The organism is Sphingomonas sp. Leaf242 (assembly GCF_001422045.1).
Taxonomy (GTDB): domain Bacteria; phylum Pseudomonadota; class Alphaproteobacteria; order Sphingomonadales; family Sphingomonadaceae; genus Sphingomonas.
Genome location: NZ_LMLW01000014.1, coordinates 49,601 through 62,296, shown reverse-complemented (window position 1 = coordinate 62,296; position 12,696 = coordinate 49,601). Strand labels below are relative to the sequence as shown.

The following is a 12,696-nucleotide window of genomic DNA, read 5'->3' as shown; positions in this document are numbered from 1 at the left end:
TTACCGGGATTTTATTGGGCCGGGAGGGTTTCCAGCCAGCGCTCGACGATCGCGAAATGGCCCTCCCAGCTTGGTGCCCGGTATGCGCGCATCGCCGCGATCTGCCGCGCGCGTTCGGGGGAGGGGCCGCAGAAATCGAGGATCGTGCGCTCCCATTCTCCCGCGTCGTGGACCGGGATGAACGTCGGGATCGTGTCCGCGATCTCACGGAACACGGCCAGGTCGGATGCGATCACCGGCGCGCCGAGCTGCAACGCCTCGATCACCGGCATGCCGAACCCTTCGGCGAACGAGGGCATCAACAGCGCGCGCGCGCCCTTCAGCAGTCCCGCCAGTTCGTGGTCGTCGCAGCGGCCGCGTTCGATCACCACGCCCTGCAGCGCGATGCTGCGGTCGAGCAACGCAAACGCGCCCTCGGCCTCCCAGCCGCGTTGTCCAACCAGCAGCAGGCGCGGGGCCGCGTCACCAAGCCGTTCGACCAGCCGCTTCCACACCTGCAGCAGCAGCAGGTGGTTCTTGCGCCCCTCGATCGTGCCGACGACCACGAAATAGGGATGATCGGCGGGCGTCGGCGCGACCTCAGCCGGCAGCACGTCGCCGGCCAGCCACGCGGCGACCATCGGCGGGGAGGGGAGACCATGCTGAGCGGCGAAGTCGCGCAACGCCGTCAGCGTGGCCTCAGAATTGCCGATGATCCCGCTTGCGCTGCGCAAGGCGTTGGTCATGCGCTGGACGTGCCGGCCGGCTTCGCCTGGCCGACAGAATTCGGGTGTCTCGATCGGAATGAGATCGTGGATCAGATGGACCGCACGCAGACCATGGTGGGCGATCCAGGTCACCAGACTGTCGTCGTTCAGCCCGGTATGGCCGATATTCAGATAGAGCTGACCGCGCTGCGGCGCGCTGGCGAACGCGGTCGGGATCGCTTTGCCCAGTACCGCGATCAGCGTCTGCCGGGACGGAGGCCCCGGCGCGACCAGCAGCGTCATCAGGCGTCGCGAATTGGCCGCGGTGAGCACGATGCGGCGTCGCTTCCACTGGACGACCGCCTGCGCGCGCAGGCCGAAATGCTCGACATATGCCAGGCACACGCGATCGATGCCGGTCGGCAGCCGACCAGACCAGTAGCGCCAGATCGAGCGGCTGACGTCGATTAGTAGGGGAGGCGCCACGGCAACGTCGTTCCGAGCGGGGGCGGGCGGGCGGTCAACCATGGTCATGGCCGACGGTCGTCGATCTTGCGATCGACCCGGCAAAAGGCCCGGTAGGGAAATTGCACGTATCTGTCCTCGAAACCCAACGCAGGACCACGTCGGAATGTGGCTTACCGAGGAATGCCACGGCTGCCGCTAGCGAGATCGTCCCTAGCGGCAGATTGCCTGTCGGCAAAGCTACGCCATCGGCGGTCGAGACCACCGATGGCGTCAACCGCTTACTTGAAGCGGATACCGATGCCGCCCATCACGCGCTGACGCGAGGTGTGGTCGTCATACTGCGAGTAGACATACTGCGCGTTGACGTAGAGACCCGAGAGCGGGCCCTGGAAGCGGTTCGCCATCGAGGCTTCGACGCCACCGCCGACCTGATAGCCGTCGGTGTTGAAGTGGTTGTAGAAGCTCGTCTGGCCGGCCGGTGCGTCGAAGCGCTTGCGCTGCTCGTTGGTCACGTAACCGCCCTTGGCGAACACGAGCAGCTGCGGTGCGACCAGAACGCCTGCGCGGACGCCGACGCCATATTCCTCGAACGACTTGTGGCAGATCGACCCGCCCGAAACGCCAGCGGTGCAGTTTTCACCGAAACCGCTCGAACGCCAGTAGGTCGCTTCCGGCCCGATCACGATCCGCTCGCCGATCTGGCCGTCGAAGCCGATGCTCGCGCCGTAGCCGAACTTGTCGTCGTGGCGGCCCTGCGACTGGAAGCGATCGCCACCAGCGTTACCTTCGATGCGGAAACCGCGGAACGAGGTCGGGCCGGTATCGGTTGTGGTCTGGGTCGTGTCCGGCGTCGCATCCTGTGCGAGGGCCGGGGTAGCAACGGCCGCAAAGCCCGCGATCGCGCAGAGCGCAACGATTTTACGCATGTAAACATCCTTGATTGGTACGGTAGACGACGTTGAAACCGTGGCGCTGGCGGGACGTTCCCCGCCTAACATAGAATAATCGAAGCGTGGCTTTTGGGCCACAGGTTCGCCACGCCACTTGGTTCCCGATATTTTAGCTTCGTTAAATTTCGGTTAGCCAAACGACATCCGGCGGGACATCCAGAGGGTACCGCAGCGGGTTCGCTTTGCGGGACGACCTACAGCCATTCCACACGAAGGACCGTTACAAACATGTCAAATCACCCACATGACCGAGAAAGATTGCCATCAATTATCGCGTCCCCTTATAGGGGCGAGTGGACTACTCACCGGTAAAGCTCATCGCACCCCGTCGTTTCGGCGACTCCCGTGGCTGGTTCACCGAGGTATACTCGGTGCCAGCATTTTCGGATCGGGGCATCTCATGCACCTTCGTGCAGGACAATCACTCGCTGTCGGTACCGGCGTTTACCCTGCGCGGCTTGCACTTTCAGACCCCCCCCCGTGGGCAGGACAAGTTGGTCCGGTGCGTCCGAGGGCGGATCTTCGACGTCGCGGTCGATGTGCGTCAGGAATCCCCGACTTACGGGCAGTGGGTCGGGGCCGAGCTGTCCGCTGAAAACGGTCATCAGCTTTTCATCCCGATCGGCTTTGCGCATGGTTTCGTGACGCTCGAAGCCAATTGCGAAGTGACATACAAATGCTCGGATACCTACGCACCGGAAGCCGATGGTGGTGTACGCTGGGATGACCCCGCGATCGGCATTGCCTGGCCAATACCCGCCGGCACCACGCCCGAGCTGAGCGCGAAGGATCAGGTCCAGCCGCTGCTCGCCGATTTCGACAGCCCATTCCCCTATGACGGCCGCCCACTCGGCCCGCTCGTCTGAAGGATAGACCGATGCGCATTTTCGTCACCGGCGGGGCCGGCTTCATCGGCTCGGCGCTCGTCCGCCATCTGCTGGAAAACACGCAGTACGAGGTGCTCAACTTCGACAAGCTGACCTATGCCGGCACGCTGACGACGGTCGAGCGGGTCGCGCAGTCGAACCGCTACCGCTTCGTCCAGGGCGACATCTGTGACGCCGAGGCGGTCCGCGCGGCAATCGCCGAGTTCAAGCCCGACGTGATCACGCATCTGGCGGCCGAGAGCCATGTCGATCGCTCGATCGACGGCCCCGGCGCGTTCGTCCAGACCAATGTCGTCGGTACCTACACGATGCTCGCCGAAGCGCGCGCCTATTGGCTGTCGCTCGAGGAGGCGGCTCGCGAGCGCTTCCGGTTCCATCACATCTCGACCGACGAGGTTTACGGCTCGCTCGGCGATACCGGGCTGTTCACCGAGGAGACGCCGTACGATCCGCGCTCGCCCTATTCGGCATCGAAGGCGGGCTCCGACCATCTCGTCAGCGCCTGGGGTCACACCTTCGGGCTGCCGGTGCTGATCACCAACTGCTCGAACAATTACGGGCCCTATCACTTCCCCGAAAAGCTGGTGCCGCTGATGATCGTCAAGGCGCTCGCGGGTGCCGACCTGCCGGTCTATGGCAAGGGCGACCAGGTCCGCGACTGGCTGTTCGTCGAAGACCACGTCCGTGCGCTGCATGCGGTGTTCGAAAAGGGCGAGCCCGGCCGGACCTACAATGTCGGTGGCAACAACGAGAAGCAGAACCTCGAGGTCGTGAAGACCGTCTGCGCGATCCTCGACCGGCTGCGCCCGCGCGCCGATGGCCAGTCCTATGCGACGCAGATCGCCTATGTCGCCGACCGGCCCGGCCACGACAAGCGCTATGCGATCGACGCGACGCGGATCAGGGACGAGCTCGGCTGGACGCCGACCGAGACGTTCGAGACCGGCATCGAGAAGACCGTCGCCTGGTATCTCGACAACCAGGACTGGTGGGAAGCGATCGTCGCTGAGCACAGCGCCGACCAGCGCCGCGGACTCTCGGTATGACTGACGCCCCTCGGGCTGGCGGCGTTAAGCAGATCCTGGTCACCGGCGGGAACGGCCAGCTCGGTACCGAACTGAAGCGCTATTCCTGGCCGGAGGGCTGGGCGGTCACCGCGATCGACATCGACGACCTCGACCTGCGCGATACCACTGCGATCGCCGCGATGGTCGCGTCCGAACCTTGGGCGGCGGTGATCTCCGCCGGCGCCTATACCGCCGTCGACAAGGCCGAGAGTGACATCGTTACTGCCTGGGCGGTCAACGCGCTGGCGCCCGCGGCGTTTGCGGAAGGCTGTGCGAAGGCCGGTATCCCGATCGTCCAAGTCTCGACCGACTACGTCTTCGACGGCGCGCGCGACGGCGCCTGGGAGGTGACCGATCCGGTCGCCCCGCTCGGCGTCTACGGTGCGTCGAAGCTTGGGGGCGAACTGGCGGTACGGACGTCGGGCGCCCGCCACGCGATCGTCCGCACCGCGTGGGTGGTCAGCGCGCACGGCAGCAACTTCGTCAAGACGATGCTGCGCGTCGGCGCGACCAACCCGACACTGCGCGTGGTCGACGACCAGCACGGCAGCCCGACGTCCGCGGCCGATCTGGCAGCCGCACTCGCGACGATCGCGATGCGCCTCGTCGAGGATCCCGCCGCCCCCACCGGCACCTATCATTTCAGCAATGCCGGTGCGGTCACCTGGGCCGGTTTCGCGCGCGAGATCTTCGCACAGAGTGCGGTGCGCGGCGGTGCCCGCGCCGAAGTGCAGGGCATAACCACCGCCGAATATCCGACGCCTGCGACGCGCCCGGCGAATTCGCTGCTCAGCCACGACGCGATCACGCGCGACTACGACATCCATCCCCCGGCCTGGCAGACCGCGCTCGGCAACATCCTCGACGAACTGCTCGGGGCCCCCAAGAAGGACATTTCCCGATGAAGGGCATCATTCTCGCAGGCGGTTCGGGCACGCGACTGCATCCGGCGACGCTGGCCGTGAACAAGCAGCTGCTGCCGGTCTACGACAAGCCGATGATCTATTATCCGCTGTCGGTGCTGATGCTCGCCGGCATCCGCGACATCCTGATCATCTCGAGCCCCGAATTTATCGGCAATTACAAGAGCCTGTTCGCTGACGGTGCGGCACTCGGCCTGGCGATCGCCTACGCCGAACAGCCCAAGCCAGAGGGCTTGGCCCAGGCGTTCACGATCGGCGCGGACTTCATCGGTGACGATGATGTTGCGCTCGTGCTTGGCGACAACATCTTCTTCGGCGCGCACCTGACCGACCTGCTGGCGAGCGCGGTCGCGCGCAAGGGTTGCGCGACGGTATTCTCCTACCGCGTCGAGGATCCCGAGCGTTACGGCGTCGTCGAGTTCGGTGAAGGCGGCAAAGCCGTTAGCCTCGAGGAAAAGCCGGCAAAGCCCAAGTCGCATCATGCAGTCACTGGCCTGTATTTCTACGACAATCGGGTCGTGCAATTTGCCCGCGACCTCAAACCGTCGGCCCGCGGCGAACTCGAGATCACCGACCTCAACCGCATCTACATGGACGCTGGCGACCTGTTCGTCGAACAGATGGGCCGCGGCTATGCTTGGCTCGATACCGGCACGCACGACAGCCTGCTCGAGGCGAGCGAGTTCGTCCGGACCATCCAGCACCGTCAGGGCATCCAGATCGCATGCCTTGAGGAAATCGCTTACGAACGAGGCTTCATCACTGCCGATCAGGCGCGTGCAGCCGGTGAGCGGTTCAAGAAAACCGCTTATGGTCGCGCCATTTTAAATGCCGTCGATGGCGACTGATCCGCGACTTAGGAAAAACGAGGGAAACAGTCTTCGACCCGTTGGCCGACGGTCGGGCTGCCGACCAGGTGCGTTCATGCCGAGCCACTTTGCGTGATGAAACTGCGCGACGCTTGCGATACAGGCATTTCGGTCCACGGATCTTGGCGAGTGCGGACGTCCCGATCGGTCGTACGCTCAGCCCTGAATCTGGATGGAAGATGATGAAAGTCGAAGCGAGATGAGCGGCTTGGTAAACCCGGCGACCAAATTCTCTTGGCGCCGTGCATTGGCCGTGCAAGGCAGGGTGATCGGTGCCGTGCTCATGCGCGAACTCCACACCCGCTATGGTCGCGAGAACATCGGTTATCTGTGGCTGATCGCAGAGCCCCTGATGCTGGGAAGCATCATCGCACTGCTTCACAGCGGTCAAACGGCGCACGAGGGTACCATTAACCCTGTCGCGCTGACGGTAGTCGGCTATACGATCTTCATCATGTTTCGCGGCATCGTCAACCGGGCGGAAGGGACGCTGCACAGCAATCTGCCACTTCTCTATCATCGCATGGTGACGGTTTTCGATATCGCTTTGGCGCGAGCATTGTTGGAAGCTGCCGGTACGTTCGTCGCATTCACGATCTTGCTCAGCTTGATAATCGCAATCGGGTTTGCCGATTTTCCAGCCCGACCGCTCATGCTGCTTGCAGGGATTGCCTATATTTTCTTCTTCTCGTTCGGCTTGTCGACAATTATCGTTGGCGGAACGCATGATAATACCCTGCTTGAGAGATTAGTTCATCCTTTCAGCTATTTTATGATTCCGCTATCCGCGGCCTTCTATCAGGTATCTTGGATACCCGAGCCCTATCGCCACTATCTCCTCTACAATCCATTTCCGCAAATGTTTGAACTCGTCCGGTATGGACAGTTCGAGTCCGCAACACTCGAATATGTCGATTTTGTTTACATGACAGCTTGGACACTTGTCCTTAATTTATTTGGCTTGATTGCCTTACGAGCAGTTCGAAACCGCATACACCTCAGCTGAGCGCGCGCCGGCACGAATTCGAGAGTTAATCGCATGACCCTGCATGGTATCTTTGCCCCGGCGCTGGAGCTCGCCCCCGAGGAGCGGCCGACATTATGGACGCACATAAAGGATTTTATTCGCAAGCGGCGAATGATGATGCTTATCGTCGTACTGCCAACCCTTTTGCTTTCGGGCTATTACTACCTGATCGCCTCGGATCAATACGAGTCAGAAGCGCATTTCGTCGTGCGGTCGGCTGATGCACCGTCCTCGGGGCCTTCCGGTTTTGGCCAGCTTCTTGGTCTGTCGGGAATGGGCGGCGGTGCTGGCGACGCAGCCAGCGTCACGGACTATCTTCAGTCTCACGATGCGGTCGAAAAACTGCGTCGGGATGTCGGCTTGGTCAGCAGGTTTCGCCGCCCCGAAATCGATCCGCTCAGCCGACTGCGTACGGAAGATCCGACGCCCGAGAGCTTGCTGAAATATTACGATGGCAAGGTAAGGGCACGGACCGATCACGACACCGGAATTACGACGTTGACGGTGCGCGCCTTCCGCCCCGGTGACGCCTATGCGATTATCCGCAGTCTGCTCGTGATGGGCGAGCAGCGGGTCAATGCGATGAACGCACGCAGCTATAACGATGCGATCGCCTCGTCACGACGTCAGCTCCAAGAAGCCGAAGTCGCAGCGGCCGAGGTCCAGGACAATTTGACGGCCTATCGCCAGGATAAGGCCGACATCGATCCCGAAGGATCGGGCAAGGCTCAGATCGGCTTGGTATCCACGCTGCGGGCGAATTTGGCGGCTGCACAAGCGCAGCTCGAAACGGCAGGGGCCTTCATCAGTCGGTCCAGTCCGCAATATGTCGCGCTATCGCGCCAGGTACGCTCGCTGCAAGCGCAATTGGCGGCACAGTCAGGCCGCTTGGCTGGAAGTTCAGCAAGCCAAAGTTCCAGTATCGCGAACAATTTGGGGGGGTATGAGGATCTACGCCTCCGCCAGGAATTTGCGGGAAAGCGGTACGAGGCGGCTGCTGCGGCGTTTGCCCAGGCTCGCGATCGTGCCCAGCGCCAGCAACTGTATCTGGTGCGGATCGTCGATGCCAATGTTCCCGTCAAATCGCTCTATCCCCAGCGGGGCCGGATCGTGCTGACCGTTTTCCTGGCACTATTGCTTATCTACAGCATTGGTTGGCTGATTGCGGCAGGCGTTCGAGAGCATACCGCCTGATCGCCGACACGAGAAACGACCACCGCTGATAGCTCGCCGGACTATCGAACCCGGCGAGCTATCAAGGCAAAGGGAATATGCCGATCGCCCGGCGTGTCCGGCTGATCCACGTCGAACTTGAGCTGCGCGACTTCCTGGCCGTCCGCGATCAGGGACAATGCCAAGCGCTCGATCTCCGCACGTCCATAGCTTGCCGAGTTTGGATCAGGAGCAGCGCCGATTTCGCCTGAATATTGCAGAATATGGACCGCAACGCCCCCGAGCTGCAGGTAATCGAAGCTTGCGCGCAGCATGTGCGGAAAGTGCATCCGCGCATCCGGTCCAGCGGTCACATCGATCGACCACATAAAGTCGAATTTCGACAGCCCCGACGGAATCGCCAAATTCTCGAACACAGTCTGATCGACCGCATCAAAAAATCGTGTCGACGCGCAGAGATCGGGATAGAGCAGGCGTTCCAAGGCCAACCCGGGATCGCCCTCGGGTAGATCGCTGTGGTGCCCGGCAGCCACCAAAACCTTGCATCCGCGACCGGCAAGATAGCTGGGCAATGGTTGCCGCCTGCCGCTGATGCACAGCGCCGACCCGCTATCGGTGCTGACGCCATAATAATGCAGCGCCTGCAAAACGAATGCGTTCTGCCACCGCTCTATATCCGTGCCATCGGGCTGATGAAGCGCGGTATCCCAAGCTTCAACCAGCGGGTCCCGCCGTTGTCGCTCGGTCATCGCCTGCGATACTGGCCGGGCAAGCAGCGCGGGCTGCATCGTGGCCAGCTCGGGTCGCGGAACGAACTTTTCAATCGGAATGACTGCGGGCGCCGCCAGCGACCTAACCGCCTTCGAGTTCGGCAAGGGCACGTCGCGCTCTCGGGGGTCGACGGACAGGCTCAAGGCCGCAGCACTGCTATCGGTCTCGTCATCGATCCTGCCGCCTATCGTATAGACCATGTTACGGCGACTGATGATCTCGACGACGAACACACCATCGTTCTGGGCAAGTTCAGGCAACGGGACCGTTACGGTCTTGATCGGAATAGACACTGTTCCGGGGTAGGAGGACGCCACGCGTATCTGCACGGTCAGCGTGCCGGTGGTTGCGACCAGCTGGTGAAAGTGAAGCGTAAAACGCACCGGTCCGACGACGGGATAGATATCGAGCGACTGAAAGACATAGCCTGGATCGTCGCTCGGATGCGGGCCGCCAAGCCCGGTCACGCGACTGGATATGTCCCGCTTCGCCGCAAAAGGATCCACGGGCAGAAAGCTGAGTCGGTCCGAAGGGGGATCGGAGCGCTCGAGGGCAACGCTTTTAATCATAAGGGCATACTCAAGGCTTTGCGATATAACGCACTCAGGGCGCTCTGGTAGCGATCGGACGAAAATCGCGATGCCTGGATCATACCGCGATCCGACAGTCTAGCACGCAGTGCCGGGTCTTCGTCCAGCCGACGCAGTCCCGCCGAAATCGCGGCTATGTCGTACGGATCGACCAGCACCCCCGCATCCCCGACGACTTCTGGCAGCGATCCGGTTTTCGCCGACAGGACGGGCACGCCCAACAGCATCGCCTCGTGCACCGGCAGTCCGAACCCCTCGTACAGCGATGGAAAGGCCAGCGCGCGCGCGCCGCGCAACAACCGCATCAGCAGATGACGGGGCAGATAATCGATCTGGATGATCCGCCGCTCGAGATGAGCGTGACGGGGGCTTGCCATATCGTCGGCCCGCGGCAGCAGAACCAGCTCCGCCTCGCTTTGCCATGACCGCGCTGCCACGATGACGAGCGGTGTCTCGGTGCCGAGAGAGAGATACGCCTCGATCAAGCGACCGAGGTTTTTCTTGGGCTCGATTGCGCCGAAGTACAGAAAATATCCGTTTTTCGGGAGCCCGAAAATAGCATCTATCTTGCGCGCGGATTCATCAGGATCTTCGTCGAGGATTTCGCTTTCCATCGGGGACACCTGATAGGTGTTCACAACCTTATCAGGATCGATTGCAAGCAAATCGAGGATATCGTTCCGGCTGGCTTCAGAAACGGTGCAGATTGCGTCCGCGTGTAATGCACAGCCGTCGATCAAAGACCGATAGACCCGTTTCTCATCGAGCGTTGCGAACGGTAGTCGTAACGGTACGAGGTCATGCAAAGTATAGACGTTGCGCGCTCCCTCCAGGACGACCGGTATCGGGTAGGTCCAATGCATGATGTCGGGGGGATTCGGCATGCGCAGGCGCGCGAAGCGGCCGGTCGCACGAAAATAGGCATGTGCGCGTTCGAACAGATGACCGCTGCTCCATAAGGTATCGAAATCCGCCAACAGCCCTGCCAAAGCGCGTGTGTCGACCGTGCCGGATGGCACCTGATGCATTTCCAGCCCACGCGCTGCACCGAACGTAGACAGCAGACGGCCAAGACCTTTTCGTCGTGAACGTCGTTCGCTGGGCCGGGCGAGACGATCGTAGAACAGGGTCTCGCGCTGGTCGACAGGACCGGAGATGTCGAGGCCGAATATACCATCGACCCGATGCTCCATCGCATGCAACGTGCGGGCAAGCATCAGTCCGTATGTGGCGATTCCGGTACCGTGCGGCATTGCCAAATTGTAGCCATCTATGCCGATCCGCAAGTGTGTGTACCTTAGTGATAAAAGGCCGGCTAGTTACCCCTGTCTGCCCTTGCCTGCAACGCATCGTCGTAAACCCTCCCAAGTCGGCCGACGAAGCGATCCCGAGAGAACATCGCGGCGCGTGCGATACCGCGCTGCGACAATATCGCGTTCAGGGCATCATCCGACGCCAATTCGATCAAGGCGGCGCTGATGGCTGCAATGTTCGTCGGATCGACCGTCAGCGCAGCATCCCCTGCAATCTCGGCGGGCGCATCTCGGTCGCTGGTCAGGACCGGCGTACCAAGCGCCATCGCCTCCACGATCGGAAGGCCGAACCCTTCCGCAAGCGACGGGAAGATCAGCGCTCGTGCATTCTGGATCAGTCCAAGCAAGACATCGCGTTCGGCATACGCGATGCGGATCACTCGCGGCGTCGCCGCAATATCGGCCAAGATCGGGCCGGCCCGCCACCCGTCGGGCCCGACCACGACGAGCGGAAGGTCGGTATCCGCATAACGGAACGCCGCCAGAATCGTGGCAAGGTTCTTGCGCGGTTCAACCGATCCGACCACCAGAAAATACCCGTTTTTCACGAGCCCGGTCGGTAGCGGGCCGGGTACGGCGTCGGCGATGTCGACCGGTTGGCCGGTATCGGCAACGAATTCCGGGCGACAGCCGAGCGCGCTCACGAGCGCCTTGCGTGCGCTTTGCGAGACGGTGGTGATCCCGTCGCCATGCGCGACGATTGCCTCGACGACCGCGCGATGACGGCGGGCATTTATGGGAGTCAGGTCGGGCCGATCGAACGGGATCGCGTCATGAACAGTATAGAGGTTGATCCATCCCTCCATCATCATCGGTACCGGATACGTCCAGTGCATGATGCCCAGCGGAACGTCGCAGCGGACGCGATACAGTCGGCGACGGACTTTGAAATGGATATGGGCACGACGGAATATGTCTCGCCCTTCCAGCACTCCCCCTCGACAATCGCTGCGTCGCTCCAGCCGGCGGGGCGTGTTGCGCAAAAGGTCTAGCGCCTGCATCAAGGGCCCGTCGTCGGTTCGCCGGGCGACAAGTAGATAGCGATGCTCGCTGATCGCACCGACCGCCTCCGCCAGCGACCGCGCATACGTGGATACCCCCGTTCCACCCGGCCCGATCATCCGGCCATCGACGCATATAGGCACATTGCCGGTGCTTTGCCCCCAACCCATGGTTACCGTGCCTTCCAAACCCATCGGCAAGCCTGTACGGCAGCAGCATGCTGAAGGCGAACGCCTCGATGCGTTGCCCACGACAGGACTGCCATGATACGGTTCAACCATGTGTCGAAGACCTACCATCTTCGAAAGTTCGAAAAGCTCGTGTTTGCCGATCTCAACTTTACAATCGAGAAAGGGGATTCGATCGGTATCTGCGGTGCGAACGGCGCCGGGAAATCGACCTTGATGCGGCTTATCTCGGGCGTTGAGCAACCGACGTCGGGCAAGATCACCCGTTCGATGACCACGTCGTGGCCGATCGGGTACGCAAATGCGTTTCAGTCCAGTCTGACCGGAGCCGACAACGCCAGGTTCATATCGCGGATATACGATAAACCGGAGCAAGAACTGCTCGATTTCGTTGAAGATTTCGCCCAGCTTGGAGCGTATCTCCATCAGCCTGTGAACACGTACTCCGCCGGAATGAATGCGCGTCTGGCCTTCGGGATCAGCTTGGCGATCGATTTCGACTGCTATCTGGTCGATGAGGTGACTGCGGCCGGCGACGAACGGTTCCGTCGTCGTTCCGAAGATGCTCTTATATCGCGCCGTGACAATGCAACGTTGGTCATGATTTCGCACGATCCGGGAACGCTGAAGGCATATTGCCGGAAAGGCGCTGTTCTATATGGCGGTGCCCTGGTTCATTATGACTCGATCGCGGAAGCCTGCGAGGTCCATCATCGTCTTCAAAGCCGTGGGATATGATGCTGCACAACGCATGATATTTAATGGCAATTCATCGCCGGGGC

Annotated in this window: 12 protein-coding genes; 7 read left to right on the top strand and 5 right to left on the bottom strand. The window is 61.5% G+C overall.

Annotated elements, in window-relative coordinates; all coding sequences use genetic code 11:
* Nucleotides 1-11 precede the first annotated feature (11 nt).
* Both ASF09_RS19315 and ASF09_RS19310 read right to left on the bottom strand, forming a co-directional pair.
* Nucleotides 12-1,172: a glycosyltransferase family 4 protein gene (locus ASF09_RS19315; RefSeq protein WP_156359454.1), complete on the bottom strand. Its 1,161-nt coding sequence runs from the start codon at nt 1,170-1,172 to the stop codon at nt 12-14.
* A gap of 260 nt (nt 1,173-1,432) precedes the next feature.
* Nucleotides 1,433-2,080 carry an outer membrane protein gene (locus ASF09_RS19310; RefSeq protein WP_056056120.1) on the bottom strand — a complete coding sequence of 216 codons (648 nt, stop codon included), beginning with the start codon at nt 2,078-2,080 and terminating at the stop codon, nt 1,433-1,435.
* A 317-nt stretch (nt 2,081-2,397) separates the two neighbouring features.
* On the opposite strand from ASF09_RS19310, the gene rfbC reads away from it, so the two are divergent.
* The 6 genes from rfbC to ASF09_RS19280 all read left to right on the top strand — a co-directional run bounded on the left by rfbC (nt 2,398) and on the right by ASF09_RS19280 (nt 8,071).
* Nucleotides 2,398-2,970, top strand: coding sequence for a dTDP-4-dehydrorhamnose 3,5-epimerase (rfbC, locus tag ASF09_RS19305; RefSeq protein WP_060527713.1), 573 nt, complete (start codon nt 2,398-2,400; stop codon nt 2,968-2,970).
* A gap of 11 nt (nt 2,971-2,981) precedes the next feature.
* Nucleotides 2,982-4,037 carry a dTDP-glucose 4,6-dehydratase gene (gene rfbB, locus ASF09_RS19300; RefSeq protein ID WP_060527712.1) on the top strand — a complete coding sequence of 352 codons (1,056 nt, stop codon included), beginning with the start codon at nt 2,982-2,984 and terminating at the stop codon, nt 4,035-4,037.
* Complete coding sequence (gene rfbD / locus ASF09_RS19295) at nt 4,034-4,963, top strand: dTDP-4-dehydrorhamnose reductase (protein ID WP_060527711.1); 930 nt, start codon at nt 4,034-4,036, stop codon at nt 4,961-4,963. The genes rfbB and rfbD overlap by 4 nt, the downstream gene beginning before the upstream one ends.
* On the top strand, nt 4,960-5,829 hold the full coding sequence (rfbA, locus tag ASF09_RS19290) for a glucose-1-phosphate thymidylyltransferase RfbA (RefSeq protein ID WP_060527710.1): 870 nt from the start codon (nt 4,960-4,962) through the stop codon (nt 5,827-5,829). The genes rfbD and rfbA overlap by 4 nt, the downstream gene beginning before the upstream one ends.
* A 193-nt stretch (nt 5,830-6,022) precedes the next feature.
* The gene (locus ASF09_RS19285; protein ID WP_235529900.1) at nt 6,023-6,856 is read left to right on the top strand and encodes an ABC transporter permease; all 834 of its coding nucleotides are present in this window, start codon (nt 6,023-6,025) and stop codon (nt 6,854-6,856) included.
* A gap of 33 nt (nt 6,857-6,889) precedes the next feature.
* Nucleotides 6,890-8,071, top strand: coding sequence for a lipopolysaccharide biosynthesis protein (locus ASF09_RS19280; RefSeq protein ID WP_200912605.1), 1,182 nt, complete (start codon nt 6,890-6,892; stop codon nt 8,069-8,071).
* Between the two features lie 41 nt (nt 8,072-8,112).
* Here ASF09_RS19280 and ASF09_RS19275 read toward each other — a convergent pair whose 3' ends face one another.
* The 3 genes from ASF09_RS19275 to ASF09_RS19915 all read right to left on the bottom strand — a co-directional run bounded on the left by ASF09_RS19275 (nt 8,113) and on the right by ASF09_RS19915 (nt 12,007).
* Complete coding sequence (locus tag ASF09_RS19275; protein WP_060527709.1) at nt 8,113-9,288, bottom strand: hypothetical protein; 1,176 nt, start codon at nt 9,286-9,288, stop codon at nt 8,113-8,115.
* Nucleotides 9,289-9,386: 98 nt separating this feature from the next.
* Nucleotides 9,387-10,664, bottom strand: a complete 1,278-nt coding sequence (locus ASF09_RS19270) for a glycosyltransferase family 4 protein (RefSeq protein WP_060527708.1) — start codon at nt 10,662-10,664, stop codon at nt 9,387-9,389.
* Nucleotides 10,665-10,726: 62 nt separating this feature from the next.
* Complete coding sequence (locus ASF09_RS19915; protein ID WP_162237261.1) at nt 10,727-12,007, bottom strand: glycosyltransferase family 4 protein; 1,281 nt, start codon at nt 12,005-12,007, stop codon at nt 10,727-10,729.
* Between ASF09_RS19915 and ASF09_RS19260 the strand changes: the two genes are divergently transcribed.
* Nucleotides 11,990-12,652, top strand: a complete 663-nt coding sequence (locus ASF09_RS19260) for an ABC transporter ATP-binding protein (RefSeq protein WP_060527706.1) — start codon at nt 11,990-11,992, stop codon at nt 12,650-12,652. The genes ASF09_RS19915 and ASF09_RS19260 overlap by 18 nt on opposite strands.
* The last annotated feature ends 44 nt before the right edge of the window (nt 12,653-12,696 follow it).

Coding starts and splice junctions, on each gene's coding strand:
- rfbB (WP_060527712.1), top strand. CDS start 2,982: ATGCGCATTTTCGTCACCGGCGGGGCCGGCTTCATCGGCTCGGCGCTC.
- ASF09_RS19260 (WP_060527706.1), top strand. CDS start 11,990: ATGATACGGTTCAACCATGTGTCGAAGACCTACCATCTTCGAAAGTTC.
- ASF09_RS19280 (WP_200912605.1), top strand. CDS start 6,890: ATGACCCTGCATGGTATCTTTGCCCCGGCGCTGGAGCTCGCCCCCGAG.
- rfbA (WP_060527710.1), top strand. CDS start 4,960: ATGAAGGGCATCATTCTCGCAGGCGGTTCGGGCACGCGACTGCATCCG.
- ASF09_RS19310 (WP_056056120.1), bottom strand. CDS start 2,080: ATGCGTAAAATCGTTGCGCTCTGCGCGATCGCGGGCTTTGCGGCCGTT.
- rfbD (WP_060527711.1), top strand. CDS start 4,034: ATGACTGACGCCCCTCGGGCTGGCGGCGTTAAGCAGATCCTGGTCACC.
- ASF09_RS19285 (WP_235529900.1), top strand. CDS start 6,023: ATGGAAGATGATGAAAGTCGAAGCGAGATGAGCGGCTTGGTAAACCCG.
- ASF09_RS19915 (WP_162237261.1), bottom strand. CDS start 12,007: ATGGTTGAACCGTATCATGGCAGTCCTGTCGTGGGCAACGCATCGAGG.
- ASF09_RS19270 (WP_060527708.1), bottom strand. CDS start 10,664: ATGCCGCACGGTACCGGAATCGCCACATACGGACTGATGCTTGCCCGC.